Below are 24,828 nucleotides of genomic sequence, written 5' to 3' on the forward strand. Positions count from 1 at the left end.
ACGTTCGGTGGTCTGACGGGTGTGATCCTGGCGTCGCCGCCGATGGACTTCCATGTGTCGGACTCGTACTTCGTGGTGGCGCACTTCCACTACGTCGTCTTCGGCACGGTGGTGTTCGCGATGTTCGCCGGCTTCCACTTCTGGTGGCCGAAGTTCACCGGCAAGATGCTCGACGAGCGGCTCGGCAAGATCACGTTCTGGACGCTGTTCATCGGCTTCCACGGCACGTTCCTCGTCCAGCACTGGCTCGGCGCCGAAGGCATGCCGCGTCGTTACGCGGACTACCTCGCCGCCGACGGATTCACGGCGCTGAACACCATCTCGACGATCAGCTCGTTCCTGCTGGGCCTGTCGATCCTGCCCTTCATGTACAACGTCTGGAAGACGGCGAAGTACGGCGAGAAGATCGAGGTCGACGACCCCTGGGGCTACGGCCGTTCGCTCGAATGGGCGACGTCCTGCCCGCCGCCGCGGCACAACTTCCTCACGCTGCCGCGCATCCGGTCCGAATCCCCGGCGTTCGATCTCCACCACCCGGAGATCGCCGCTCTGGAGGAGCTGGAGAAGCCCCACGGCTCCGAGGTCGCCAAGGCCGTCATCGGCGGCAAGGAGGAGGGCAAGTGAAGATCCAGGGCAAGATGTTCATCTGGCTCGCTGTCTTCGTCCTCGCCATGGCGGTCGTCTATGGCGTCTGGTCGAAGGAGCCCGCGGGTACCACCGCACTGTTCCTCGCCTTCGGCCTGTGCATCATGATCGGCTACTACCTGGCCTTCACGGCCAAGCGGGTGGACGCGGGTGCGCAGGACAACGAGAACGCCGAGGTCTCGGACGACGCGGGCGAGCTGGGCTTCTTCAGCCCGCACAGCTGGCAGCCGCTGTCCCTGGCCATCGGTGGCGCGCTCGCCTTCATGGGCGTCATCTTCGGCTGGTGGCTGCTCTACTTCTCCGTCCCGGTGATCCTCGTCGGCCTCTTCGGATGGGTTTTCGAGTACTACCGCGGTGAGAACCGCACGCAGTAACGCGGCCCACAGGCCGTACGGGCGGGCCCGGACACCCCAACAGGTGTCCGGGCCCGCCCCTTTTGCGCCTTGAGGTGGACCCCATTTGCAGTCCTCCAGCGCGCTGAAACAGGTGATTCTTCATATTTTTGGGTCATGAGTAACAGACCTCGAACCCGGACGGTGCTGAGCTGCGGACTCCTGCTCGTGCCCCTTGCGGTGAGCGCCACCGCTTGCGGGGGCTCGTCGTCGGAACCGCTCTCCGCCAAGCCCTACGACGCGGCCGACCAGATCTCGGCCAACACCCCGGACGGCAAGCAGAAAGCGGATCCCGACAAGCCGCTTGAGGTCACCGTCAAGGGTGATGAGGCGCGGATCACGGACGTGACCGCCACCGACGCCTCCGGCCGCTACATCAGCGGCGAACTGAGCGCGGACGGCAGGCGCTGGCGCACCACTGTGCCGCTCGCCGCCGGTACCCGCTACACGGTGCGGGTGAGCACCGAGGACGAGGACGGCGCGCCAGGCCGCAAGACCCTCGTCGTCGAAACCACCGACGCCGACGACCGCCTGAGCGTCAAGTTCGGCCCGGACAGCGGCGACTACGGCGTGGGCCAGCCGGTCACCGCCGAGCTGAGCAAGCCGGTGAACGACCCGAAGGCGCGTGCCGTCATCGAGAGCGCCCTGAAGGTGGACTCCGCGCCGCGCGTCGAGGGCTCCTGGCACTGGGTGGACGGCAAGTCGCTGCACTTCCGGCCGAAGGACTACTGGCCGGCCCACGCCACCATCGCGGTGCACAGCAACCTGGACGGGCTGAAGATCACCAAGAAGCTCTACGGCGGCCCGGCCAAACCCGTTCGGCTCACCACCGGCGACCGGATCGAAGCCATCACCGACGCCGGGTCGCACCAGATGACGGTGCTGCGCAACGGGAAAGAGGTCAACACCATCCCGGTCACCACCGGCAAGCCCGGCTACGACACCCGCAACGGCGTCAAGGTGATCCTGGGCAAGGAGAGCTTCGTCCGGATGACCAGCGCCAGCATCGGCGCCTCCGACTTCTACGACCTGCCGGTCTACTGGGCCACCCGGGTCACCTGGAGCGGCGAGTACGTGCACGCCGCGCCCTGGTCGGTGGGCTCCCAGGGAGCCGCCAACGTCAGCCACGGCTGCACGGGCATGTCCACCGGCAACGCGGAGTGGTTCTTCAACATGGTGCGGGTCGGCGACATCGTCAAGGTCGTCAACAGCGACGGCGAGTCGATGACCGCATTCGACAACGGCTTCGGCGACTGGAACATGCCCTGGAAGGAATGGCGGGACGGCAGCGCGCTGAAGAACAAGGCGTCCACCACCACAGGAGCGGCTGAGCAGCAGCGGGGGACCGCTGATGCCGCACGGCTGCGTCCGCAGGTCTGAGGGCCCCTCAGCGGGCCGCTCAGGCCTGCGTGAGGAGCTTGCGGCGCAGCAGGGACGCGAGGGAGTCCGCGAACGCCACCGGGTCCACAGGGTGCGTCACAGCGGCGTCCGCGCGGCTCCAGGTGGCCAGCCAGGCGTCCTGGGGGCGGCCGATGAGCAGCAGCACCGGCGGGCAGCGGAAGATCTCGTCCTTGATCTGCCGGCAGACGCCCATCCCGCCCGCGGGCGCGGTCTCGCCGTCCAGCACGCAGACGTCGATGCCGCCCTGCTCCAGGGCCTCCAGGACGGCGGCCTGGGTGGCGCACTCCAGGATCTCGATCTGCGGAGCGTCGGGGGCGGGGCGCCGGCCGGCCGCCAGCCGGACCTGCTCCCGGGTGTGGGCGTTGTCGCTGTAGACCAGCACCGTGGCAGTCGGCTGCATCGTTCCTCCACGCTTCGTCGCGGCACAGGATGGGAGAGGCCCACCGTAGGTAGGGGACGGATGCTACTCCCGGACCGGGCGCTCGCAGGAGGGTTCGGACGGATCCAAGATCTGCCCGACGGCCCGTCAGGACCGGTCGCAAGGCGGCCGGGGGGCCGGCGCGGAGGTGTCGCTTCCCTCCTTCGAGCGACCTGCGGAATGGGCCGGACGAGCAGGGCATACGTCCTTGACACACCGAACGGCACCCCCCGGAGTGAGGGCGGGATAAGCGACCGACATAATGTCGGTCGTGGCGACAGCAACGACAGTAGAAACCGGGCACGCGCACCCGTCGGTCAATCGGCCGAACCTCACCAGCGTCGGAACCATCATCTGGCTGAGTTCCGAGCTGATGTTCTTCGCGGCCCTCTTCGCGATGTACTTCACCCTCCGATCGGTGACCGGGGCCGAGTATTGGAAGGAATCCGCCGATGCGCTGAATCTTCCGTTCTCCGCGACGAACACCACCATCCTGGTGCTCAGCTCTCTGACGTGCCAGCTCGGTGTTTTCGCGGCCGAGCGCGGTGATGTCAAGAAGCTGCGAACGTGGTTCGTGATCACCTTCATCATGGGTGCGATCTTCATCGGCGGTCAGGTCTTCGAGTACACGGAGCTGGTCAAGCACGAGGGCCTCTCGCTCTCGTCCGGCCCGTACGGCTCGGTGTTCTACCTGACCACCGGCTTCCACGGACTGCACGTGACAGGCGGTCTGATCGCCTTCCTGCTGGTCCTGGGCAGGACGTACGCGGCCAAGAGGTTCACCCACGAACAGGCCACCGCGGCCATCGTCGTGTCCTACTACTGGCACTTCGTCGATGTCGTCTGGATCGGCCTCTTCGCCACGATCTACCTGATCAAGTAACCGGTCCAGGCCGGACTCGCATTTCAGACATAGCCAAAGCATCGACGCAGAAGATCCTGACACCGGGGTAATCCGTGAAAAAGCTCTCCGCACGACGGCGCCATCCGCTGGCGGCGCTCGTCGTCCTACTCTTCGCGCTGGCGGTCACTGGGGGGCTGTACGCCGCGTTCGCGCCGGCGGACAAGGCTCAGGCCGATGACACCGCCCAGTCCCTTGCCATCAAGGAGGGCAAGAAGCTCTTCGCCGTGGGCTGCGCCAGCTGCCACGGCACCGGCGGTCAGGGCACCTCCGACGGCCCGAGCCTGGTCGGCGTGGGCGCTGCCGCCGTCGACTTCCAGGTCGGCACCGGCCGCATGCCGGCGCAGCAGCCGGGCGCCCAGGTTCCGCGGAAGAAGAACATCTACAACCAGGCCGAGATCGACCAGCTGGCCGCGTACGTCGCGTCGCTGGGCGCCGGCCCCACCGTGCCGGACAAGGAGCAGTACAGCCCCGACGGCGCCGACATCGGCAAGGGCGGCGAGCTGTTCCGCACGAACTGCGCGCAGTGCCACAACTTCACCGGTAAGGGCGGCGCCCTCACCGACGGGAAGTACGCACCGACGCTCGAGGGCGTGGACCCGAAGCACATCTACGAGGCCATGGAAACCGGCCCGCAGAACATGCCTTCGTTCGGTGACGGCTCGCTGACGAAGGAAAACAAGAAGGACATCATCGCGTACCTCGACGCCGTCAACGGCGACGAATCCGAGAGCCCCGGAGGCCTGGACCTCGGCGGTCTCGGGCCGGTCAGTGAGGGTCTCTTCGGTTACGTCTTCGGCCTTGGTGCGTTGATCGCGGTCGCCATCTGGGTCGCTGCCCGGACTACGAAGGCCAAGAAGTCATGAGTGAGACTGGACGACACCAAGACGTGCCGGAAGAAACCCTTCCCAGTGAGCGGGAGACGGCTCACGACACCGCGGTGGAGACGGCGGGCAACCCGTTCGCGGACCCGGGCCTGCCGCCTCACGAGCACCGCATCCAGGACATCGACGACAAGGCCGCGCGCCGCTCCGAGCGTGCCGTCGCCTTCCTGTTCCTGGTGTCCATGCTCGCCACGGTCGGCTTCATCGCCTCGTACGTGATCTTCCCGATCGACAAGATCGTCTACATCTGGCCGATCGGTCACATCAGCGCGCTGAACTTCGCGCTCGGTATGACCCTCGGTGTGGCGCTCTTCTGCATCGGCGCCGGCGCCGTCCACTGGGCCCGCACGCTGATGTCGGACGAGGAGGTCGCCGACGAGCGGCACCCGATCGAGGCCCCGCCCGAGGTCAAGGCCAAGGTTCTGGCGGACTTCGCGCAGGGTGCCAAGGAGTCGCAGTTCGGCCGGCGCAAGCTGATCCGCAACACGATGTTCGGCGCGCTGGCCCTGGTGCCGCTCTCCGGCGTCGTCCTGCTGCGCGACCTCGGCCCGCTGCCCGGGACGAAGCTGCGCACCACCGGCTGGAAGAAGGGCGTCCGGCTGGTCAACCAGTCGACCAACCTCCCGCTCCGTCCCGAGGACATCGCGGTCGGCTCGCTCACCTTCGCCAAGCCCGAGGGCCTGGAGGAGCACGACGAGGACTTCAACCAGCAGATCGCCAAGGACGCCCTGATGCTCGTGCGGATTCAGCCGCAGAACATCAAGGACAAGCACGAGCTGTCCTGGTCGCACGAGGGCATCGTGGCGTACTCGAAGATCTGCACCCACGTGGGTTGCCCGATCAGCCTGTACGAGCAGCAGACGCACCACGTGCTCTGCCCGTGCCACCAGTCGACCTTCGACCTCTCCGACGGCGGCCGGGTGATCTTCGGTCCGGCAGGTCACGCCCTGCCGCAGCTTCACATCACGGAGAAGGACGGCTTCCTGGAGGCCGCAAGCGGCTTCGGTGAGCCCGTCGGCCCGAGCTTCTGGGAGCGCGGATGAGTAACGAGACGAGCGCGACCACCACGCGCCGCGGCAAAGCGCCCGCGGGCGAACGGGTCGCCGACTGGGCGGACGGCCGGCTGGGCATCTACAGCCTCGCCAAGTCCAACATGCGCAAGATCTTCCCGGACCACTGGTCCTTCATGCTGGGTGAGGTCGCGCTTTACAGCTTCATCATCATCATCCTGACCGGTGTCTACCTGACGCTGTTCTTCCACCCGAGCATGGCCGAGGTCGTCTACCACGGCTCCTACGTGCCCATGCACGGGGTCCGGATGACGCAGGCCTTCGAGTCGACGCTGGAGATCAGCTTCGACGTCCGGGGCGGACTGCTCATCCGGCAGATCCACCACTGGGCGGCCCTGGTCTTCCTGGCCGCGATGATGGTCCACATGATGCGGGTGTTCTTCACCGGCGCCTTCCGCAAGCCGCGTGAGGTCAACTGGCTCTTCGGCTTCCTGCTGCTGGTGCTGGGCATGTTCACCGGCTTCACCGGCTACTCGCTCCCCGACGACCTGCTCTCCGGCACCGGCGTGCGGTTCATCGAGGGCGTCATCCTGGCGATGCCGCTGGTGGGTTCGTACCTGCAGTTCTTCATCTTCGGCGGGGAGTTCCCGGGGCACGACATCATCCCGAGGTTCTTCACGGTGCACGTACTGCTGCTGCCGGGCATCATGCTCGGCCTGCTGGTGGCGCACCTGATCCTGGTCTTCTACCACAAGCACACGCAGTTCCCGGGTGCCGGCAAGACCAACAACAACGTCGTCGGTATGCCGCTGCTGCCGGTCTACATGGCCAAGGCCGGAGGCTTCTTCTTCCTGGTCTTCGGTGTGATCTCGGTGATCTCCGCGATCGCCAGCATCAACCCGGTGTGGGCGATCGGCCCGTATCGGCCGGACCAGGTGTCCACCGGCGCCCAGCCCGACTGGTACATGGGCTTCGCCGAGGGTCTGGTGCGTGTGATGCCGGGCTGGGAGTGGAACTTCTGGGGCCACACCGTCAACTTCGGTGTGCTCATCCCGATCGTGGTCTTCCCGCTGGTCCTGGTCGCCATCGCGGTCTACCCGTTCGTGGAGTCCTGGATCTCGGGCGACAAGCGCGAGCACCACATCCTGGACCGTCCGCGCAACGTCCCGAACCGCACCGGCTTCGGCGTCGCCTGGCTGGTCGCGTACTTCGTGATGCTGATCGGTGGTGGCAACGACCTCTGGGCCACGCACTTCCACCTGTCGCTCAACTCCCTCACGTGGTTCGTCCGGATCGGCTTCTTCGTCCTTCCGGTGCTGTCCTTCATCGCCACCAAGCGGATCTGCTTGGGTCTGCAGCGTCGCGACAAGGACAAGGTGCTGCACGGGCGCGAGTCCGGCATCATCAAGCGCCTGCCGCACGGTGAGTTCATCGAGGTCCACGAGCCGCTCGACCAGGAGCAGCTGCACACGCTCACGCAGCACGAGCAGCCCAAGCCCCTGGAGCTCGGCCCCGAGGTCGACGAGAACGGCGTCGCCCGCAAGGTGTCGCGGGGGCAGAAGCTGCGCGCCAAGCTGTCGAAGTCGTACTACGGCGAGGACAGCGTCATTCCGAAGCCGACGGCCGAGGAGTACAAGGAGATCACCAGTGGCCACGGCCACCACTGATCCCCGCAGCGCCGTGTAGCCACGGCAGGTAGTACGCCACCCAGAGGGCCCCGTCCGACGAATGGACGGGGCCCTCCGGCCTGCCGGGGCCTCGGTAGGCTGACGGCATAAGCAGGAGACGATCCAGGAGTGTGGACCATGAACGTTGTGACCCCGGTCGGCGGCGACAGCGTGGCGGCCCACACCTGGCCGGACCTGCTGAATGCCCTGCTCGACGGCCGTGACCTAGCCGCGGACGACACCGCGTGGGCGATGGACCGGATCATGCGGGGCGAGGCCAGCGACGCACAGATCGCCGGGTTCGCGGTGGCACTGCGGGCCAAGGGCGAGACCGTCGCGGAGATCTCCGGGCTGGTGCGGACGATGTACCGGCACGCCCGGCTGATCGAGGTCCCCGGGCCCAGCGTCGACATCGTCGGCACCGGCGGCGACGGCGCCAAGACGGTCAATATCTCCACGATGTCCGCGATCGTGGTGGCCGGCTCCGGCGCGAAGGTCGTCAAGCACGGCAACCGCGCGGCCTCGTCCGCCAGCGGCGCGTCCGATGTGCTGGAGAAGCTCGGGGTCAACCTCGATCTCACCCCGCAGCGGGTCACCGAGGTCGCCCAGGAGGCGGGCATCACCTTCTGCTTCGCGGTGAAGTTCCACCCGTCGCTGCGGCATGTCGCGCCCGCGCGGCGCGAGCTGGGTATCCGTACCACGTTCAACGTGCTCGGCCCGCTGACCAACCCGGCGAAGGTCCGCGCGCAGGCGACCGGTGTGGCGGACGCCCGGATGGCCCCGATCCTCGCCGGGGTGCTCGCCGAGCGCGGCTCGTCGGCGCTGGTCTTCCGCGGCGACGACGGGCTGGACGAGCTGACGACGACGGCGACCTCCCGGGTGTGGATCGTGCGGGACGGCGCGGTGCGCGAGGAGCCCTTCGACCCCAGGGACGTCGGGATCCCGCTGGTGCCGGTGGAGGCGCTGCGCGGCGCGGACGCGTCGTACAACGCCGATGTGGCCCGCCGGCTGCTGGACGGCGAGACCGGGCCAGTACGCGACGCGGTGCTGCTGAACTCCGCGGCCGCCCTGGTGGCCCTGGAGCCCTCCGACGCGCCCTTGGCGGAGCAGATCCGGGCGGGCATCGACAAGGCCGCCCGGTCGATCGACTCGGGGGCGGCCAAGCGGGCCCTGGAGCGCTGGGTGGCCGCCAGCAACGCCTGACCCGGCGCGCGGTGTGACGCGGGACTCGGTCCGTCCTTCGGACCGGGTCTTGCGCCGTTCCGCCGGTGTGGCATGATTCTGCGCAGGTCACGAGTGACAGCGATGCAGGCCCCGGCCCGCTGTCCGGCAACCCTCCTTCCGTGGCGGGGTGCCCCGGGTGATGACCAGGCCGCAGGCAGCGAGGTCTGTGGCAAGCGCGGATCCCTCGCCAGGGATCCTGGTTGTCGAGGGAGATCTCTCCGTGATTCAGCGAATGCGATAGGGCCCGACGGCCCCTTTTCCGCACCCTTTTCTCTTTGCGCTGCGCCGCCGTGGCTCCTTTTGCCCACGCCCATTTCGCAGCGAATTCGCTTATCTCCCAGGGGAGTTCGCCATGTCTGTTTCCGCCGTCGCCGCCGACCGTTCGCTTTGTGCCCCGCTGCCTGTTCTGGGCCGGGATATCCTGGTGCCGCTCGTGACGGGTGGTGAGGTCGACTACGCCGCGCTGGACTACGCCGCCAGCGCGCCGACGCTGCAGCGGGTCTGGGACGACGTGGCCGGCTACGCGCCGTACTACGGCAGCGTGCACCGCGGTGCCGGGTACCTCTCGCAGCTGTCCACCGACCTGTTCGAGAACAGCCGCGCCACCATCGCCGGCTTCCTCGGCTGCCGCGCCGACGACCAGGTGGTCTTCACCCGTTCGACGACCGACTCGCTGAACCTGCTGGCGGCCGCCCTGCCGCGCGGCACCGAGGTCTTCGTCTTCGAGACCGAGCACCACGCCTCGCTGCTGCCGTGGGAGCAGCGGGCGGACACCGCCGTGACGTACCTGAACGCGCCGCGCACCCCGCGGCAGGCGGTGGAGACCCTGGAGAAGGCCCTGGCCGGCCGGGCGGCAGCAGGGACCGGCCCGGCGCTGGTGTGCGTGACGGGGGCCTCGAACGTGACCGGTGAGCTGTGGCCGGTGCGGGAGCTGGCCGCCGCGGCGCACGCGCACGGCGCCCGCATCGTGCTGGACGCGGCACAGCTCGCGCCGCACCACCCCATCGACATCGCCGCCCTGGACGTGGACTGGGTCGCCTTCTCCGGGCACAAGCTGTACGCCCCGTTCGGCGCCGGAGTGCTGGCCGGCCGCGCGGACTGGCTGCAGACCGCGGAGCCGTACCTCGCGGGCGGTGGCGCGAGCCGTAAGGTCTCGCGGCGTGCGGACGGCGGGGTGGACGTCGAGTGGCACACCACCGCGGCCCGGCACGAGGCCGGCTCGCCCAATGTCATCGGTGCCTACTCCATCGCCTCCGCCTGCCAGGCGCTGACCGAGGCAGGGTTCGAGAGCCTGGTCGCCCGCGAGCAGGCGCTGATCGCCCGCCTCCGGGAGGGCCTGGCCGAGGTGCCCGAGGTGAAGGTGCTCTCGCTCTTCGGGGAGGATGCGCCGCGGGTGGGCGTCCTGTCGTTCGTCATCGAGGGCTGGAACAGCTCGCACTTCGCGGCGGCGCTGTCGGCCGAGTACGGCATCGGCGTCCGCGACGGTCTGTTCTGCGCTCACCCGCTCGTGCGGACCCTGCTGGGCAGCGAACCGCAGGAGCCGGGCGAGTGCGGTGCGCCGGAGGCGGCGCCGGGGGAGCGGTCGCTGAACGCCATCCGGGTCAGCTTCGGCGCGGGGACGCCCGACGAGCACGTCGAGCGGTTCGTGCGGGCCGTCAAGGAACTGGTGGCGGACGGTGCGCGCTGGAACTACCGCACCGAGGACGGGCGTTGCGTGCCCGACACGTCCGCCTGACGGCGGGACCGGGCGGTCTTCGCCGCCGGCCGGACGCTCCCTAGGCGTCCAGGCCGATGGCGAAGGCCGCTTCGAGGTCGTGCTGGGAGTAGGTGCGGAAGGCGATGTGCGTCTCGGTGGAGGCGACGCCGGGCACCTTGCTGATCCGGCCGGGGATGACCTCGGCGAGGTCGTCGTGCGCGGCCACCCGCACCATCGCGATCAGGTCGTGCGCACCGGTGACGGAGTAGACCTCGCTGACACCCTCCAGCGCGGCGATCTTCTCGGCGATCTCCGGGATCTGGTCCACGCTGGTCTTGATGAGCACGATCGACGTGATCACGGCTGGCTCTCTCCCTCGGTCGCCGGTGCGTTCCCCCGGTTGGCCTCCACACTATCTCTCCCGTAGCGCACCCACGCGTACAGGAACCCGAGCGCGAATCCCACCACATGGGCGAGGTAGGCGACCCCCGGGCCGCCGGGATCGTGCCGCGCCGCCTGCCACTGCAGGCCGAACCAGAACAGCAGCACGATCCAGGCGGGGAAGCGCAGCGGCAGGAAGAACAGGAACGGGAAGAGGCTGGTCACCCGGGCCTTGGGGAAGAGGTAGAGAAAGGCCCCCAGGACCCCGGAGATCGAACCGGACGCGCCCACCAGGGTCTGGGCGGACGTCGCGTGCGCGGCCGCGTAGCCGAGCAGGGCCAGATAGCCGGTGGCGATGTAGAAGGCGGCGAACGACAGCCGGCCCATCCGCGCCTCGGTCATCCCGCCGAAGACGTACAGGAACAGCATGTTGCCGAGCAGGTGCAGCCAGCTGCCGTGGACGAAGAGGGCACTGAGCGGGGTGGCCAGCGCCGCGGCCGAGCCGCTCCACAGGTCGACGGGGATCACGCCCCACCGCTCGAAGTAGGCGGTCTGGGCCTGGAGCAGGGCGTCGCCCATGCCGTACATCCGGTTGAAGCCGGAGGCCGGGCCGATCAGGAAGACCGTGCAGCACACGCCGATCAGCACATTCGTGACCCGCGAGAACACCGTGGCGAGGGATCGGGTCGGGTGCGGGGGCCGGGGGACTCCGGGGAACAGGGACGGCGCCGTCATGAAGTGATCATGGCGCAATGCGGGCAATCGGGACAGAGTGCCTCGCCGCGTCCCGGCTCCTGGGCGGACCCGCACCGGCCCCCCGTCAGGCCGTAGGGTTACAGGCAGTACTTTGCGTACTTCCGCAGTCCGACGGCGCACCGCGTGAAACCGCACAACTGCACGAGCACGACGAGCACGAAAGAGGACGACACGATGGCTGTTCCGCTTCCGACGGCCGAGACCCGGTGGCGCTGCACGCTCTGCGGCAACCTCACGCGTTTCGATGTGACCCGCCGGTCCAAGGTGGTGGAGTACCTCCACCTCGACCTGGCCGGGGAGCCGAAGGTGGAGGAGCGCGAGGTCCTGAGTGAGAGCATCGAGTCCGTGCGCTGCCGCTGGTGCAACGCGGTCGACCAGATCGAGCTGGTGGACCGGCCGGGCGCGAGCGCCTGAGATCGGAGCGATGCAGCCGTGGTGGAGCGTCCAGAAGGGGAGCCGGGAGTGGAGCATGCCGCCGCATCCGAGGGTGCGGCCGACGACGTGCTCGACCGCCCGCTGCCCGAGGGCGTCCGGCACCGCGTCGTGGCGCTCGCCGCGGACTCGTTCGGCGCCCTGACCGTCTCCGAACTCCCGCCGCCGCTACGGCAGTACGCCCGCTTCACGCCGTCCCGCCGGGCCAAGTTCGCGGGTAACGCGATGGCCGCGGCGCTGGAGAGCGACGCGGTCTTCCGGCAGCGGATCGGGGGCAAGCTCCGCGAGGCCCAGCCCGAACTGGCCGCCGCCCTGGACCACGGCACCCCGCCCGCCGCCGCCGACCCGCTGGATGTCGCGGCGGCGGCCTACGTCCTGCGCCCGGACGGCTGGGTCAAGCTCGTCGCCGCGGCCGGCGAGGAGGCCCAGCGGGCCCGTGCCGAGCGGGCCGGTGAGGAGGCCGAGCGGGAGCTGGCCAGGCTCCGTGAGGAGCTGGGGCAGGCCCGTACGGAGGCGCGTACGGAGGCGGACCGGGTCCGGGTGGACCTCGACGCCGCCCGCAAGGAGAACGAGTCGCTCCAGCGCAAGCTGCGCAGCGCGCTGAGCGATGTCAAGCGCGGCGAGGCGGCGGTGCGCAAGGCCGAGGCCGAGCTGGAGGCCGGACGCTCCCAGGCGGCCACGGAGAAGACCGCGGCGGACAGCGAGCTGCGCCGCCTCAAGGCCCGGATCGCCGAGACCGAGGCGTCCCTGGAGACCAGCAGGCGGGCCGCCCGCGAGGGGCGCAGCGTCGAGGACATGCGGCTGCGGCTGCTCCTGGACACGGTGCTGGACGCGGCTCAGGGGCTGCGCCGCGAGCTGGCGCTGCCGCCCGCCAGCGTCCACCCCGCCGACACCGTCGAGGCGGTGGCGCCGGGCCAGATGACGCCGAAGGATGTCGCGACCCGGGCGCTTTCGGACATGGATCCGGCGCTGCTCGACCAGCTTCTGGCCCTGCCGCAGGCGCACTTGGTCGTGGACGGCTACAACGTCACCAAGACCGGCTATCCGACGATGCCGCTGGACAAGCAGCGGCTGCGGCTGCTGGGCGGGCTCGCGGTGCTCGCGGCTCAGACCGGCGCGGAGATGACCTGCGTCTTCGACGGTGCGGAGCTGGCGGCGCCGGTGCTGCTCGCGCCGCCGCGCGGGGTGCGGGTTTTGTTCAGCAAACCGGGCGTAACGGCAGATGAGTTGATTCGTCAGCTCGTAAGGGCCGAACCGCCCGGCCGGCCGGTCGTCGTGGTCTCCACCGACCGGGAAGTGGCCGACGGAGTGGCGAAGGCCGGCGCCCGGCCGGTCGCATCGGCCCTGCTCCTCAAGCGACTTGCGCGGACCTGAGTCGAGCGGAATCCGGCGGGAAAAGCGTGCCGATCCGTATCTGAGCGTCAATTGCCCATTACTGCCCGTGTGATGTTGGTAAAGCTTGGGCGTGTGGCGAAGTTTTTTCCCGTGAGGATTTGAAGCGATCACAACTCGGTTACTAAGGTCAGGCCTCGAACCTTCATGCAAGTGATCATCCAACCGGGATGAACAGTGAAGGAACCGCCGAGTCCGCAGCGTTCACGCGGAGCCGGGGTCTCACCCCCCCCACTTCCCGGTAGGCGGCTGGAGGAAGAAGGAGCTCGCCTTCGTGGCGTCCCACCGTCGACCCAAGCAGCCGAGCCGTACTCGTGTGACCGTGCTGACCGCGACCGCAGCCGCGGCCGTCGCCCTCTCGTCGCAGGCCGCCCAGGCCGATCCGCAGCAGACGAAGAAGGACGTCAAGTCCGAGGTCGACAAGCTCTACGAGCAGGCGGAGCAGGCCACCGAGAAGTACAACGGCGTCAAGGAAGACCAGGAGAAGCTCCAGAAGGAGGTCGAGGGCCTCCAGGACAAGGTCGCCCGCGGCCAGGGTGAGCTGAACCAGCTGCGCAAGGGGCTGGGCGCCGTCGCCTCCGGCCAGTACCGCAGCGGCAGCATCGACCCCTCCGTCCAGCTCTTCCTCTCCGGCGACCCGGACTCCTACCTCGAGAAGGCCGCCACCCTCGACCAGTTGAGCGGCAAGCAGGCCGAGCAGCTGAAGACCATCGCGGACAAGCAGCGCCGGCTCGCCCAGGCGCGCTCCGAGGCCGCGAGCAAGATCGAGGACCTCACCGAGACCCGCAAGGCGCTCGGTGACAAGAAGGACGAGATCAAGGGCAAGCTCGGCAAGGCGCAGGAGCTGCTCAACACCCTCACGGCCAAGGAGCGCGCCGCGCTGCAGGCCAAGGAGGACCGCGCCAACCGCAGCAACTCCCGGATCGACCTCGGCAGCGACGTGCCGGCCTCGCAGCGCGGTGCGGCCGCCCTGTCCGCCGCCCAGGCGAAGATAGGCTCGCCCTACGTCTGGGGCGCCACCGGCCCGTCCTCGTTCGACTGCTCGGGACTGACCTCCTGGGCCTACCAGCAGGCCGGCCAGTCCCTGCCGCGCACCTCCCAGGAGCAGGCCAACGCCGGCACCCGGATCCAGGGTCAGGACGCGCTCAAGCCGGGCGACCTGGTGCTGTTCTACGGCGACCTGCACCACATCGGCCTGTACGCGGGCAACGGCCAGGTCCTGCACGCCCCCAAGCCGGGCGCGGCCGTGCGCTACGAGTCGATCAACAACATGCCGTTCATGTTCGGGGTCCGCGTCTGAACCGCCCCGCTCTGCCGCCCGAACGGGCGAATTGCGGCCTGCGCCGCTGACTTCCCGCCCCGCCGGTGACCTGCACAGTCACCGGCGGGGCGGCTTTTTGCGTACGGGCGCAGGTCTTTGGCCGGGGTGGACCGGCGCGGTTACTGTCTGCCCTCGCAGCTGCCGGTCACCGATCGCCCTCCCGGGCGGCAGGGGCTGCACACGGAAGGAGTGCGGCCCTCGTGGTGTCCCATCGCCGTACCTCGCAGCCCGGCCCCGTCACCCTCACCGGAGTCACCGTCCTGTCGGCCGCCCTGGCGGCCGCGGCGCTCTCCCCGGCACCGGCCGCCGCCGACCCCGCGGACGGCCCCGCCGCCGCCCGGGGCTCGGCGGCCTCGCGGCTCACCGAGCTCTACGACCAGGCGGAGCGCGCCACCGAGAAGTACAACGGCGCCGACGAGCGGGCCCGCAGCCTCCGCGTCCAGGTGACGAACCTGCAGGACCGCACCGCCCGCGCCCAGGAGCGGGTCAACCGGATGCGCGGCCGGCTCGGCGTGCTGGCCGCCGCCCAGTACCGCGCCGGCGGCATCGATCCCACCCTGCAGCTGCTGCTCTCGGAAGGGCCGGACGGGTACCTGGAGAAGGCCTCGGCGCTCGACCGGCTCCACCGCAGCCAGGCCGGCGAGCTGCACGAACTCCAGGTCGCCCAGCGGGCCCTGGAACAGCAGCGCCGGGAGACCGTCGCCCGGCTGGCCGATCTGGAGGCCGGCCGCAAGACGGTCGCGCGCCACAAGAAAGCCGTGCAGGGCAAGCTCGCCGCCGCGCGGCGGATGCTGAACGGGCTCCCCGCGGACGTGCGAGCGGCCTACGACCGGGCTTCCAGGGCCCTCGGGCGGGACGGGATCCTCCCGGACCTCTCGGGGGTCCTGCCGTCCTCGGGGCGGGCCGCCGCGGCCGTCGCCGCGGCGCGGGCCGTCGTGGGCTCCCCGTACTCCTGGGGAGGCTCGGGCCCTTCGGCCTTCGACTGCTCCGGACTCACCCAATGGGCCTACGGCCGGGCCGGCGTCTCCATCCCGCGGACGTCCCAGGGGCAGCGGGGCGCCGGGCGGCAGGTGTCGCTTGGCGAGGCGCAGCCGGGAGACCTGGTCGTCTACCGCTCGGACGCCAGCCACGTCGGGATGTACGTCGGCAACGGTCAGGTCGTGCACGCGCCCTACCCCGGAGCGCGGGTGCGCTACGACCCCGTCGGCATGATGCCGATCTCGTCCATCACCCGGCCCTGAGGCGGATCCCCGCGGTGTTGCCCCGGCCCGGCCGCACATACGATCGGCCGCATGTCAGGTCAGCGGGCGATACGGACGCGGCCGCGAGCCGTGCCGGCGGGCTGCGCCGCGCTGCTGCTCGCGCTCCTCGCCCAGCTCGTCGGCTGCGCGCCGGCGCCGGCCTCGCGTGACCGGTTCCCGGACGTCCAGCGGATGCTCGACGCGCGGGCGCGGGCCGTCGAGGGACGGGACGCCGCCGCCTTCCTGGAGTCCGTCGACCCGCGGGCCGCCGCCTACCGCGCCCGGCAGCGGCAGCTGTTCGGCAACCTCGGGTCGGTACCGCTCGCCGACTGGCACTACGAACTCGTCTCGACCGGCGCCTTCCCGCTCCCGGGGGGCGGCAGCGGCGAGCGGCTGGCCGCGAAGGTGCGGCTGAGCTACCGCCTGAAGGGCTACGACACCGTCCCGGTCGCCTCCCTCCAGTACCTCACGCTGAGCGAGCGTGACGGCCGCTGGCGGATCTCGTCGGACACCGACGGCGCGGCGGCCGGGCGGACCGGCCCCCGTCAGCTGTGGGACCAGGGCCCGGTACGCATCGTCCACGGCCGGCACAGCCTGGTTCTCGGCGGCGCAGCCGAGCCGCGGCGGCTGCGCGAGCTGGCGGACCGGGTCGACGCGGCGGTGCCCGCGGTCGCCGCCGCCTGGCGGGGGAAGTGGGCGCGCAAGGTGGTGGTGGAGGCTCCGGACTCGGTCGTGGGGATGGCGCAGCTGCTGGGCAGCGACGACCCGTCCGGATACGAGGGGATCGCGGCCGTCACGACTGGGGAGGCGGGCGCCGCGACCAGCGCGCCGGCGGACCGGGTGATCGTCAACCCGGAGGCCTACGAAGAGCTCAACGACCTCGGCCGGGCGGTCGTCCTCACCCACGAGACCACCCACGTCGCCACCCGCACGGTCACCACGCAGACCACCCCGCTGTGGCTCTCCGAGGGCTTCGCCGACTGGGTCGCCTACCGCGGCACGCGCCGTAAGGTCGCCACCGCCGCGCCCGAGCTCTCCCGTGCCGTGGCGACCGGCCGGATCCCCGCCCGACTGCCCACCGACGACGACTTCCGCTTCGAGGCGGGCGCGGACCGGTTGGCGAAGGCGTACGAGGGCGGCTGGCTGGCCTGCCGGATGATCGCCGGCAAATGGGGCGAGAAGAAGCTCATGGCCTTCTACCGGGAGGTGGGCAGGAGCAGGGGCGCGGTCGCCGGGAGCGCGGCCGCCCCGATCGAGGCGACCCAGGCGCCGACGGCGGAAGGGTCCGCGGCGGGTGCGCCCTCCGAGGCGGGTGACGGCAAGCGGCAGCCTGCTCGCGCCGACCGCCTCGACCGCGCGATGCGCTCCCAGCTGGGCGTCGGGCTGGCGGAGTTCACGGTGCGATGGCGGGCGTACGTGAAGAGGCAGCTGCGCTGAGCAGGTGCCGGCGCCGCGTCCGTCAGCTTGTGCCGGCGGTCCGGGACGGGTCCGCGCTTCCCGGGGCGGGCGACGGCGCCGAGGCGACTGACGTACAGCGGTCCGCGTCCGCGCCGGGCTCGGTGGCGGCGGTTCGCTCCCCGGCCGCCCTCTCCCCGTCCGGCGGGGAGCCCTTCGCGGGCGCGGTCCTTCGGCCCGCGCCGGTCGACACCCACAGCCGACGGCAGGCGATCAGCGAAGCGGCTACCAGCAGTGCGTTGCGGAGCGCGAGCACGCCGACGCCCAGCCAGTCGCTCGCCACGACATGGCCGAACCAGACGGGGAACTCCAGCAGCGTGACACCGGTGGCCAGGAGCACCAGACCGGCGGGCAGCGCCTGCCGGCCGGCCCGCGCGGTCATGCACACCGCCGCGAGGCCCACCAGCCAGAGCAGGTACTGCGGGCTGATCACCCGGCTCGTGGTGGTGAACAGCAGCGTGGCGGTGAAGGCGGCGTCGGCGAGCGTCGAGGCGGTGAACTCCCGGGCGCGCAGCCGCCACAGCAGCAGCCAGCCCAGGGCCGTCGCGGTCAGCAGCTGGGCGAGGGTGCTGACGAACGGGACACCCGGCCCGAGGAACTCCACCGAGCCGTAGTTCAGCAGCACCTCGCCGGTCCAGCCGAAGTGCCGGGCGACATGGAAGACCAGCGCACCCAGCGACTCGATCTCCGTACCGCGGTCCCGCTGGAAGGTCAGGAAGGCGAGCGCGCCGGGAGCGGCGGTCACGAAGACGAGGGTCAGCGCGGCCGCGGTGCCGGCCGCGGTCAGCCACAGGGAGCGCGCCCGCCGGCCGCGCACCGCCGCCCCGCTCAGGAGCAGCACCGGCCACGCCTTCAGCAGCGTGCCGAACGCGATGAGCGCGCCCGCCACCTTGGGCCTTCGGGCCGCGGCGAAGAGGGCCGCGGCGGCGACGGCCGCGACCATCAGGTCGTAGCGGGCGTAGGCGGTCGGGCCGAGCAGCGCGACGCCCGCGATCCACACCCAGGCACCGAGCTGCCGGTTGCCGGGGCGCCGGCCTGCGCGCAGGAAGAGCGCCAGGGCCGCGGCGTCGGCGAGGAGGACCAGGACGAAGAAGGCCGAGGTGTAGTCGAGGAAGGGCAGCAGGCCGGGGCCGAGCACGGCCAGGGCGGCGGCCGGCGGGTACTGCCAGGTGACGTCGTCCAGCGGGAAGGTGCCGGTCTTGAGAACCTCGAACCAGCCCCGGTAGATCACCGTGATGTCGCTGGTGACATCCGGGCCCGGCAGCACCAGCACCCTCTCGGCGCACAGCAGGAGCACGGCGCGGGTCGCGGCCCAGGCCACGACCGGCAGCCACCGCCCTCGCGGCCCGGCGCTGGTGCTGGTGCTGGTCATCGTCACCTCGCCGGTCGTCCGCCGGTGGCCGCCGGCGCTGCCGACTGCATGATGGATCACTGGTCCCGCCTGACTGCATGATGCCTGTAGTGGCCGGTCACGACCGTAGAACAGGTGCCCGGCGTGGCGGGAGCGCCCCCTCCCGCGGCAGGCGGGCAGCCCGCTGTCGCCCGCGGGCGAAGCGGTACTGTCGGGCCCGACCCGCCGGGCCCGCCGCGCGGACCGCCCGACGCCCCGACCGCCGAGAGACCATCGTGCACAAGACCTTGATCGTCACGAACGACTTCCCGCCCCGTCCCGGCGGTATCCAGGCCTTTCTGCACAGCATGGCGCTGCGCCTGGACCCCACCCAGGTCGTCGTGTACGCCTCGACCTGGAAGCGTGGCAGGGAGGGCGCCGAGGCCACCGCCGCCTTCGACGCCGACCAGCCGTTCCCGGTGATCCGCGACCGTACGACGATGCTGCTGCCCACCCCGCGGGTGACCCGGCGGGCCACCGCTCTGCTGCGTGAGCACGGCTGCTCCTCGGTGTGGTTCGGTGCGGCGGCGCCGCTCGGGCTGATGGCGCCCGCGCTCCGCTCGGCCGGCGCCCGCCGCATCGTGGCGACCACGCACGGCCATGAGGCGGGCTGGGCGCAGCTGCCCGCCGCCCGGCAGCTGCTGCGCCGGATCGGCGAGGGCACCGACACTCTCACCTACCTCGGTGAGTACACCCGCTCGCGGATCGCCGGCGCGCTCACCGACGAGGCGGCCGCGCGGATGGTGCAGCTCCCGCCCGGCGTGGACGAGAAGACCTTCCACGCCGGCTCGGGCGGCGACGCGGTGCGTGCCCGCCTCGGGCTCGCCGGCCGGCCGGTCGTCGTGTGCGTCTCCCGTCTGGTGCCCCGCAAGGGACAGGACACGCTCATCGCGGCGATGCCCGCGATCCTGGCCGAGGTGCCCGACGCGGTACTGCTGATCGTCGGCGGCGGTCCGTACGACAAGGAACTGCGCGCCCTGGCCCGTGAGAAGGGCGTGGCGGACGCGGTGCGCTTCACCGGCGCCGTGCCCTGGGAGGAGCTGCCGGCGCACTACGGCGCGGGCGATGTCTTCGCGATGCCGTGCCGCACCCGCCGCGGCGGGCTCGACGTCGAGGGCCTGGGCATCGTCTACCTGGAGGCGTCCGCCACCGGTCTGCCCGTGGTGGCGGGCGACTCCGGCGGCGCACCCGACGCGGTGCTGGACGGCGAGACCGGCTGGGTGGTGCCCGGCGGCTCGCCGGCGGCCGCGGCCGAGCGGCTCGTCACCCTGCTCCGCGACCCGGAGCTGCGGCGCAGGATGGGCGAGCGCGGCCGGGCGTGGGTGGAGGAGAAGTGGCGCTGGGACCTGCTCGCGGAGCGCCTCAAGGAGCTGCTGTAACGAACCCCGACCGGTGCGGCCTCTGCGGCGGCACCGGTCGGGCAGACGGCACGGGAGGGCCGGTTCAGCCGCGGTAGAGCGCCTCGATGTCCTCGGAGAAGTCCTTCGCCACGACGTTCCGCTTGAGCTTCAGCGACGGCGTGACATGGCCGGACTCCTCGGTGAACTGGGTCGGCAGGATGCTGAACTTGCGCACCGACTCGGCCTTGGAGACCGCGGAGTTGCCGTCGTCGATCGCGCGCTGCACGGCGGCCAGCAGCTCCGGGTCCTCGGCGACCTGAGCCGGCGTCACATCGGCCGGGTGGCCGTGCTCCTCGGCCCAGTGGGGCAGGAACTCCTCGTCGAGGGTGATCAGCGCGCCGATGAACGGCCGGCCGTCACCGACGACCATGCACTCGGCGATCAGGGCGTGCGCCCGAATACGGTCCTCGATCACGGCCGGCGCGACGTTCTTGCCGCCCGCGGTGACCAGGATCTCCTTCTTGCGGCCGGTGATGGCGAGGTAGCCGTCCTCGTCGAGGGTGCCGATGTCGCCGGTGTGGAACCAGCCGTCGGACAGGGCCTCCTGGGTGGCCGTCTCGTTGTTCCAGTACCCCGAGAACAGGTGCTCGCCGTGCAGCAGCACCTCGCCGTCGTCGGCGATGCGCACCACGGAACCGGGCAGCGGCTGACCGACGGTGCCGATCTTCTGCCGGTCCCACGGGTTGAAGGCGGTGGCCGCACAGGACTCCGTCAGGCCGTAGCCCTCCAGTGCGGTGAAGCCGATGCCGCGGAAGAAGTGGCCCAGACGCTCACCGAGCGGGGCGCCGCCCGAAATGGCGTGGGTCGCGCGGCCGCCGAGGACGGCGCGCAGCTTGCCGTAGACCAGCCGGTCGAAGACCTTGTACTTGACCTTCAGGCCGAGCGCCGGGCCCTCGGGGGTCTCCAGCGCGCGGCTGTAGGCGATCGCGGTGTCCGCGGCCTTGTCGAAGATCTTGCCCTTGCCGTCGGCCTGGGCCTTGGCGCGCGCCGAGTTGTAGACCTTCTCGAAGACCCGCGGAACGCCCAGGACCATCGTCGGCCGGAAGGAGGCGAGATCGTCGGTGAGGTGCTTGATGTCCGGTGCGTGCCCCAGCTTGATGGGGGCCATCACCGAGGCGACCTGCACCAGCCGGCCGAAGACATGCGCGATGGGGAGGAAGAGGAGCACCGAGGAATCGCCGGTGCGGAACAGCGGGCGCAGCCGCTCGACGATGTTGCCGCACTCGGCGAAGAAGCTGCGGTGGCTGAGCACACAGCCCTTGGGGCGGCCGGTGGTGCCGGAGGTGTAGACGATGGTGGCGGGGGAGTCGGCGTCGGCGAGCGCGCTGCGCGCGTCCACCTCCTCGTCGGCGATGTCGTCACCCGCGGCCCGCAGCCGTGCGATGGCGTCCCGCTCTATCTGCCAGATGTTCTCCAGGCCGGGCAGCCGGTCGCGTACCGACTCCACGGCGGCCTCGTGCGCGGGGGACTCCACCAGGCAGGCCACCGCGCCCGAGTCGCCGAGTATCCACTGGATCTGCTCGGCGGAGCTGGTCTCGTAGACCGGGACGGTGATCGCGCCCGCGCTCCAGATGGCGAAGTCCAGCAGCGTCCACTCGTAGCGGGTGCGGGACATCAGGCCCACCCGGTCACCGGGCTGGACGCCGGAGGCCATCAGGCCTTTGGCCGCGGCACGGACCTCGGCGAGGAAGGTGGTGGCGGTGACGTCCTGCCACTCACCGTTCACCTTGCGTGCCATGACCGCAACATCCGGGTGCTGCGCGGCATTTCGGCGGATGAGATCCGTCAGATTGCCGTCCGCGGGGACCTCGTACAGGGCCGGAAGGCTGAACTCGCGCAAGACTGCTGCTCCTCATTGGCGCCGGCGCCACGACGCTGTGTGTACACCGGCTGCGGTCCATGATCATGCAAAGGGGATCGGACTGCCCGGACGTTACCCACCGGTATTGCTTCAGGGATAGGGGGTCACGCCCAGATGTTTTATGCGTCACACGCTTGGGGACACGCCTTCGGACTGCTCCGCGCAGACTAAACCAGGCCCGTGGTGACCCGAAAGTAACCGCAGGTCCAGGACCCTCTCCCGGCAGCGGCCGGGGCCCTCTAGGGTGGCGCCATGCGCGTGCATGTGGTCAGTGACGTACACGGGAACAGCCGGGACCTCGCCGAGGCCGGCACCGGCGCCGACGCCGTGGTCTGCCTCGGTGACCTCGTTCTCTTCCTCGATTACGCCGACCACTCGCGCGGCATCTTCCCCGACCTCTTCGGTGTGCAGAACGCCGACGCCCTGGTCCAACTGCGCACCGCCCGCCGCTTCGAGGAAGCCCGCGAGCTGGGCCGCCGGCTCTGGGGTGAGCTGGACCGGGCCGGCGCGAGCCGGGAGTCGGTCATCGAGGAGGCGGTCCGCAAGCAGTACGCCGATCTCTTCGCCGCCCTCCCCACCCCCACGTACGCCACCTACGGCAACGTCGACATCCCGCGCCTGTGGCCCGAGTACGCCCGGCCCGGCACCACGGTCCTCGACGGGGAGCGGGTGGAGATCGGCGGCCGGGTCTTCGGGTTCGTCGGCGGCGGTCTGACGACGCCGATGCGCACCCCCTACGAGATCAGCGACGAGGAGTACGCCGCCAAGATCGAGGCGGTGGGCGAGGTGGACGTGCTGTGCACCCACATCCCGCCGGACGTCCCGGAGCTCTGCTACGACACCGTCGCCCGCCGCTTCGAGCGCGGAAGTGCCGCGCTGCTGAACGCCATCCGCACCACCCGCCCCCGCTACTCCCTCTTCGGTCACGTCCATCAGCCGCTAGCCCGGCGGGTCCGTATCGGGGGGACGGAATGCGTCAATGTCGGGCACTTCAACGCGACCGGGACGCCGTACGTCCTGGAGTGGTGAACCCGGGCCCGAGCGGCGGGCGGCCCGCCCCGGACGCCGGGAGGCGTGGCCAGTAGTCGTCCGCCCGGTCGCGCGGGGGCCGCTGGTGTCCGCCGCCCTTTCCCCGCGCGGTAGCCTTCAGCAGCAGAGACACCGAGTTTGACGCGTGTCGGCGGACCGGCATGAATCGGCATGGAGGAGTCACGGCGATGGCCGAACACACCAGCTCGAGCATCACGATCGCGGCGGCGCCCGCCGAGGTGATGGGAGTGATCGCCGACTTCGACCGCTATCCGGAGTGGACCGGAGAGGTCAAAGAGGCAGAGGTGCTGGCCAAGGACGCGCGTGGCCGCGCCGAGCAGGTGCGCCTGCTGCTGGACGCCGGCGCGATCAAGGACGACCACACCCTCGCCTACACCTGGTCCGGTGAGAACGAGGTCAGCTGGTCGCTGGTCAAGTCGCAGATGCTGCGCGCCCTTGACGGCTCCTACCGCCTCGCCGCGCGCGACGGCGGAGCCAGCACCGAGGTGACCTACCAGCTCACCGTCGACGTCAAGATCCCCATGCTCGGCATGATCAAGCGCAAGGCCGAGAAGGTCATCATCGACCGTGCGCTGGCCGGCCTGAAGAAGCGCGTCGAGAGCGGCCCCGAGGGGCCCGAGGCGTCCGCCGACGAGGCCAAGAAGCTCTGACCGTGCGCACCGTCCTCGTCACAGGCCCCGGCGGCGCGGGCCGCACCACGCTCGCCGCCGCCACCGCCCTGGCAGGTGCCCGGCGGGGAGCGCGCGTCCTGCTGCTCACGACCGAGAGCGCCGCGCCGGAAGCGGTGCTGGGCTCCCGCCTCGCCGCCGACACGGCCACCGAGCAGGCCCCGGGTCTGCACGCCCGCCGGATCGACCCCGCCGACCGCTTCCGCCAGGAGTTCCTGGCCTTCCAGGAGCGGGCCGGCGCCGCCCTGGACCTGCTCGGTGCGGCCCCCCTCGAAGAGGACGAACTCACCGAAATCCCCGGCTCCGAGGCCTTCGCGCTGCTGCACGCCCTGCGCGTGGAGCACGCATCGGACGACTGGGACACCGTCGTCGTCGACATGCCCCCGGCCGCCGAGACGATCCAGCTGCTCGCCCTGCCCGCGCAGGTACGCCGCTACCTCCGCCGCCTGCTGCCGCCCGAACGCCAGGCCGCCCGCGCGCTGCGCCCGGTCCTGGCCCAGCTCGCCGGCGTGCCGATGCCCGCCCAGAAGCTGTACGAGGCCGCCGAGCGCTGGGAGAGCGAACTCGCCGCCGTCCAGCGGGTGATCGACGACCCCGGCACGTCCGTACGCCTGGTCACCGAGGCCGGTCCGGTCGCCGCCGCGAACCTGCGCCCGCTGCGCGCCGGGCTCGCGCTGCACGGCCGCCGCACCGACGGCGTCCTCGTCAACCGGCTGCTGCCCACCGGCTCCGCCGACCCCTTCCTCGCCGGGCTCTCCGGCAACCAGCAGAGCGCCCTCAAGGCGCTGCGCGAGGAGTTCCCCGACCTGCCGCTGCACGAAGTGCCGCACCTGGGCCGTGACCCGCAGGGCATCGAGGAACTCGACGAGCTGATCGACGGGCCCACCGGCGAGATCGGCGGGAGCGGGCCGGCCGCCGGGCACCCCGACCCCTGGACCGTCGAGGACCGCCTGACCGATGACGGCATCCTGGTGTGGCGGGTGCCGCTGCCCGGCGCCGAACGGGACACCCTGGGCCTGGTGCGGCGCGGCGACGAGATCGTCGTCAGTGCCGGGCGTTTCCGCCGCATCCGGACGCTCCCCTCCGCACTGCGCCGCTGCACCGTCTCCGGCGCCGGACTGCGGGACGGCGTGCTGGAGATCCGCTTCACCCCCGACCCCGGTCTGTGGCCGCAGAGCCACTGAACGCTCTCCCGCCATTCGGGTACCGTCGAGGGTGAGTCCCGCTCCGCAGTCCGCCCCAA

Annotated in this window: 23 protein-coding genes and 1 riboswitch; of the genes, 18 read left to right on the top strand and 5 right to left on the bottom strand. The window is 70.9% G+C overall.

The features are described from left to right. The 3 genes from ACH4FH_RS14140 to ACH4FH_RS14150 form a co-directional block, all read left to right on the top strand. On the top strand, positions 1-624 hold a 624-nt coding region (locus ACH4FH_RS14140), incomplete at its 5' end, for a cbb3-type cytochrome c oxidase subunit I (RefSeq protein WP_398556084.1). Continuing rightward, positions 621-1,019: a cytochrome c oxidase subunit 4 gene (locus tag ACH4FH_RS14145; RefSeq protein WP_398556085.1), complete on the top strand. Its 399-nt coding sequence runs from the start codon at positions 621-623 to the stop codon at positions 1,017-1,019. The genes ACH4FH_RS14140 and ACH4FH_RS14145, both read left to right, overlap by 4 nt. Positions 1,020-1,154: 135 nt before the next feature. Continuing rightward, the gene (locus ACH4FH_RS14150; RefSeq protein ID WP_398556086.1) at positions 1,155-2,417 is read left to right on the top strand and encodes an Ig-like domain-containing protein; all 1,263 of its coding nucleotides are present in this window, start codon (positions 1,155-1,157) and stop codon (positions 2,415-2,417) included. Positions 2,418-2,436: 19 nt separating this feature from the next. On the opposite strand, the gene ACH4FH_RS14155 is transcribed toward ACH4FH_RS14150, so the two are convergent. Continuing rightward, positions 2,437-2,838 (bottom strand): hypothetical protein, encoded by a 402-nt coding sequence (locus tag ACH4FH_RS14155; RefSeq protein WP_398556087.1) that lies wholly within the window; start codon positions 2,836-2,838, stop codon positions 2,437-2,439. Between the two features lie 280 nt (positions 2,839-3,118). Between ACH4FH_RS14155 and ACH4FH_RS14160 the strand changes: the two genes are divergently transcribed. From ACH4FH_RS14160 to ACH4FH_RS14185, 6 genes are all read left to right on the top strand, one after another. Continuing rightward, positions 3,119-3,739 (top strand): heme-copper oxidase subunit III, encoded by a 621-nt coding sequence (locus tag ACH4FH_RS14160; RefSeq protein ID WP_393892223.1) that lies wholly within the window; start codon positions 3,119-3,121, stop codon positions 3,737-3,739. A 74-nt stretch (positions 3,740-3,813) separates the two neighbouring features. Beyond that, positions 3,814-4,623, top strand: a complete 810-nt coding sequence (locus ACH4FH_RS14165; protein ID WP_398556088.1) for a c-type cytochrome — start codon at positions 3,814-3,816, stop codon at positions 4,621-4,623. After that, positions 4,620-5,684, top strand: coding sequence for a Rieske 2Fe-2S domain-containing protein (locus ACH4FH_RS14170; RefSeq protein ID WP_398556089.1), 1,065 nt, complete (start codon positions 4,620-4,622; stop codon positions 5,682-5,684). Before ACH4FH_RS14165 ends, ACH4FH_RS14170 begins: the two co-directional genes overlap by 4 nt. Next, positions 5,681-7,318 (top strand): cytochrome bc complex cytochrome b subunit, encoded by a 1,638-nt coding sequence (locus tag ACH4FH_RS14175; protein ID WP_398556090.1) that lies wholly within the window; start codon positions 5,681-5,683, stop codon positions 7,316-7,318. The genes ACH4FH_RS14170 and ACH4FH_RS14175 overlap by 4 nt, the downstream gene beginning before the upstream one ends. A 138-nt stretch (positions 7,319-7,456) precedes the next feature. Then, entirely contained in the window at positions 7,457-8,521 is a 1,065-nt protein-coding gene (gene trpD / locus ACH4FH_RS14180; RefSeq protein ID WP_398556091.1) for an anthranilate phosphoribosyltransferase, read from the top strand. An 85-nt stretch (positions 8,522-8,606) separates the two neighbouring features. Beyond that, positions 8,607-8,724: riboswitch (SAM riboswitch) on the top strand. A 170-nt stretch (positions 8,725-8,894) separates the two neighbouring features. After that, entirely contained in the window at positions 8,895-10,277 is a 1,383-nt protein-coding gene (locus ACH4FH_RS14185) for an aminotransferase class V-fold PLP-dependent enzyme (protein WP_398556092.1), read from the top strand. A 40-nt stretch (positions 10,278-10,317) separates the two neighbouring features. Here ACH4FH_RS14185 and ACH4FH_RS14190 read toward each other — a convergent pair whose 3' ends face one another. Both ACH4FH_RS14190 and ACH4FH_RS14195 read right to left on the bottom strand, forming a co-directional pair. Then, positions 10,318-10,599 (bottom strand): Lrp/AsnC family transcriptional regulator, encoded by a 282-nt coding sequence (locus ACH4FH_RS14190; protein WP_398556093.1) that lies wholly within the window; start codon positions 10,597-10,599, stop codon positions 10,318-10,320. Then, entirely contained in the window at positions 10,596-11,354 is a 759-nt protein-coding gene (locus tag ACH4FH_RS14195; protein WP_398556094.1) for a rhomboid family intramembrane serine protease, read from the bottom strand. The genes ACH4FH_RS14190 and ACH4FH_RS14195 overlap by 4 nt, the downstream gene beginning before the upstream one ends. Before the next feature lie 195 nt (positions 11,355-11,549). Between ACH4FH_RS14195 and ACH4FH_RS14200 the strand changes: the two genes are divergently transcribed. From ACH4FH_RS14200 to ACH4FH_RS14220, 5 genes are all read left to right on the top strand, one after another. Next, positions 11,550-11,789, top strand: a complete 240-nt coding sequence (locus ACH4FH_RS14200) for a hypothetical protein (RefSeq protein WP_398556095.1) — start codon at positions 11,550-11,552, stop codon at positions 11,787-11,789. Positions 11,790-11,807: 18 nt separating this feature from the next. Further along, on the top strand, positions 11,808-13,181 hold the full coding sequence (locus ACH4FH_RS14205; protein WP_398556096.1) for an NYN domain-containing protein: 1,374 nt from the start codon (positions 11,808-11,810) through the stop codon (positions 13,179-13,181). A gap of 292 nt (positions 13,182-13,473) precedes the next feature. After that, a complete protein-coding gene (locus ACH4FH_RS14210; protein WP_398556097.1) occupies positions 13,474-14,499 on the top strand; it encodes an NlpC/P60 family protein in 1,026 nt (341 codons plus the stop codon). Between the two features lie 221 nt (positions 14,500-14,720). Continuing rightward, positions 14,721-15,761, top strand: a complete 1,041-nt coding sequence (locus ACH4FH_RS14215; protein ID WP_398556098.1) for an NlpC/P60 family protein — start codon at positions 14,721-14,723, stop codon at positions 15,759-15,761. A 51-nt stretch (positions 15,762-15,812) separates the two neighbouring features. Beyond that, positions 15,813-17,198 (top strand): hypothetical protein, encoded by a 1,386-nt coding sequence (locus tag ACH4FH_RS14220; protein ID WP_398556099.1) that lies wholly within the window; start codon positions 15,813-15,815, stop codon positions 17,196-17,198. A 22-nt stretch (positions 17,199-17,220) separates the two neighbouring features. Here ACH4FH_RS14220 and ACH4FH_RS14225 read toward each other — a convergent pair whose 3' ends face one another. Continuing rightward, positions 17,221-18,588, bottom strand: coding sequence for a glycosyltransferase 87 family protein (locus tag ACH4FH_RS14225; RefSeq protein ID WP_398556400.1), 1,368 nt, complete (start codon positions 18,586-18,588; stop codon positions 17,221-17,223). 254 nt (positions 18,589-18,842) lie between these two features. On the opposite strand from ACH4FH_RS14225, the gene ACH4FH_RS14230 reads away from it, so the two are divergent. After that, positions 18,843-19,985: a glycosyltransferase family 4 protein gene (locus tag ACH4FH_RS14230; RefSeq protein ID WP_398556100.1), complete on the top strand. Its 1,143-nt coding sequence runs from the start codon at positions 18,843-18,845 to the stop codon at positions 19,983-19,985. Positions 19,986-20,049: 64 nt separating this feature from the next. Here ACH4FH_RS14230 and ACH4FH_RS14235 read toward each other — a convergent pair whose 3' ends face one another. After that, positions 20,050-21,846, bottom strand: coding sequence for an AMP-dependent synthetase/ligase (locus ACH4FH_RS14235; protein ID WP_398556101.1), 1,797 nt, complete (start codon positions 21,844-21,846; stop codon positions 20,050-20,052). Between the two features lie 273 nt (positions 21,847-22,119). On the opposite strand from ACH4FH_RS14235, the gene ACH4FH_RS14240 reads away from it, so the two are divergent. The 3 genes from ACH4FH_RS14240 (at position 22,120) to ACH4FH_RS14250 (ending at position 24,769) form a co-directional block, all read left to right on the top strand. Next, a complete protein-coding gene (locus ACH4FH_RS14240; RefSeq protein ID WP_398556102.1) occupies positions 22,120-22,896 on the top strand; it encodes a metallophosphoesterase in 777 nt (258 codons plus the stop codon). Between the two features lie 188 nt (positions 22,897-23,084). Next, positions 23,085-23,567 carry an SRPBCC family protein gene (locus ACH4FH_RS14245; RefSeq protein ID WP_398556103.1) on the top strand — a complete coding sequence of 161 codons (483 nt, stop codon included), beginning with the start codon at positions 23,085-23,087 and terminating at the stop codon, positions 23,565-23,567. A gap of 2 nt (positions 23,568-23,569) precedes the next feature. Next, positions 23,570-24,769: an ArsA family ATPase gene (locus ACH4FH_RS14250; protein ID WP_398556104.1), complete on the top strand. Its 1,200-nt coding sequence runs from the start codon at positions 23,570-23,572 to the stop codon at positions 24,767-24,769. The last annotated feature ends 59 nt before the right edge of the window (positions 24,770-24,828 follow it).

Source organism: Streptomyces sp. NPDC017993 (genome assembly GCF_044328065.1).
Classification (GTDB): Bacteria; Actinomycetota; Actinomycetes; order Streptomycetales; family Streptomycetaceae; genus Streptomyces.

What these genes read in the sequence shown, in the direction of transcription:
- ACH4FH_RS14155 (WP_398556087.1), bottom strand. Translation starts at nt 2,838, where the DNA reads ATGCAGCCGACTGCCACGGTGCTGGTCTACAGCGACAACGCCCACACC.
- ACH4FH_RS14200 (WP_398556095.1), top strand. Translation starts at nt 11,550, where the DNA reads ATGGCTGTTCCGCTTCCGACGGCCGAGACCCGGTGGCGCTGCACGCTC.
- ACH4FH_RS14150 (WP_398556086.1), top strand. Translation starts at nt 1,155, where the DNA reads ATGAGTAACAGACCTCGAACCCGGACGGTGCTGAGCTGCGGACTCCTG.
- trpD (WP_398556091.1), top strand. Translation starts at nt 7,457, where the DNA reads ATGAACGTTGTGACCCCGGTCGGCGGCGACAGCGTGGCGGCCCACACC.
- ACH4FH_RS14225 (WP_398556400.1), bottom strand. Translation starts at nt 18,588, where the DNA reads ATGACCAGCACCAGCACCAGCGCCGGGCCGCGAGGGCGGTGGCTGCCG.
- ACH4FH_RS14195 (WP_398556094.1), bottom strand. Translation starts at nt 11,354, where the DNA reads ATGACGGCGCCGTCCCTGTTCCCCGGAGTCCCCCGGCCCCCGCACCCG.
- ACH4FH_RS14220 (WP_398556099.1), top strand. Translation starts at nt 15,813, where the DNA reads ATGTCAGGTCAGCGGGCGATACGGACGCGGCCGCGAGCCGTGCCGGCG.
- ACH4FH_RS14245 (WP_398556103.1), top strand. Translation starts at nt 23,085, where the DNA reads ATGGCCGAACACACCAGCTCGAGCATCACGATCGCGGCGGCGCCCGCC.
- ACH4FH_RS14240 (WP_398556102.1), top strand. Translation starts at nt 22,120, where the DNA reads ATGCGCGTGCATGTGGTCAGTGACGTACACGGGAACAGCCGGGACCTC.
- ACH4FH_RS14160 (WP_393892223.1), top strand. Translation starts at nt 3,119, where the DNA reads ATGTCGGTCGTGGCGACAGCAACGACAGTAGAAACCGGGCACGCGCAC.
- ACH4FH_RS14185 (WP_398556092.1), top strand. Translation starts at nt 8,895, where the DNA reads ATGTCTGTTTCCGCCGTCGCCGCCGACCGTTCGCTTTGTGCCCCGCTG.
- ACH4FH_RS14175 (WP_398556090.1), top strand. Translation starts at nt 5,681, where the DNA reads ATGAGTAACGAGACGAGCGCGACCACCACGCGCCGCGGCAAAGCGCCC.
- ACH4FH_RS14170 (WP_398556089.1), top strand. Translation starts at nt 4,620, where the DNA reads ATGAGTGAGACTGGACGACACCAAGACGTGCCGGAAGAAACCCTTCCC.